General features: G+C 41.8%; 1 protein-coding gene. It reads left to right on the top strand.

From position 1 onward, the window contains the following. Positions 1-882, top strand: an 882-nt coding sequence (locus tag CXF67_RS00070; RefSeq protein WP_145990314.1) for a transposase, incomplete at both ends; no start/stop codon positions are given.

Genomic DNA, 882 nt, shown 5'->3' with positions numbered 1-882 from the left:
ACCACAAGCAAAAATATCAAAACATAGAAAAACAGCTCAAAGAGACCGGGGATACACAAGTGTCAACCTCAGACCCAGAGAGCCGACACCAGATAACCAGAGGCAACATTACCGAAGTATGTTACACCCTACAAACTACTGTAGATGACCACAATAAAATCATTATAGACTATTTAGTAACCAACCAAAACGACAAAAAAGCGATGGGTGGAATGCTACGTAGAGCAAAGACTATATTAAGAACCAATGACTTTACAGCACTCTACGACAAAGGATACCACACCGGTAGCGAGTTTTCAACAGCTGATGAGTTGGGTATTGAAACACTTGTTGCCATTCCGTCCACATCCTCACGGGCACCTCATACCGACTATGAATTATCAGCTTTCAGCTTTTGTAAGAGCGATGATTCCTATACCTGCCCGCAGAAACACATTCTTAAAAGTAACGGCAGTTGGTACACTACAAGAAACTACCGGTTCAAACAATACAAAACAAGCGCCTGTAAGTCCTGCCCCGTAAGGCATCTGTGTACCAGTTCCAAGGCCAACGGACGTACACTACAGCGAAGTGAACATCAGGGAGCGATAGAAGCAAACTCAGCAAGAATATCCGCATCGGGAGATCTATATAAAAAACGCCAGGCAATAGTGGAGCACCCGTATGGTACCCTAAAAAGAAATTGGGGATTTGACCATATTATCACTAAGAAAGGAATCAACAGGGCTTCTGCTGATACTGGTTTTATGCTCATTGCCTACAACCTGAGAAGAATACTTAATATTTTAGGAGTTGTGAAATTTACAGAACTACTAAGTAAGCTCGACAACTTAATAAGCAAGCTATTTAGATTCATTGGAAGCATCATAAGCGCTATAATCG

The organism is Psychroflexus sp. MES1-P1E, from assembly GCF_002836055.1.
Taxonomy (GTDB): domain Bacteria; phylum Bacteroidota; class Bacteroidia; order Flavobacteriales; family Flavobacteriaceae; genus Psychroflexus.
The sequence above is the reverse complement of the archived record's forward strand: the minus strand, read 5'-3'. Positions and strand labels throughout refer to the sequence as shown.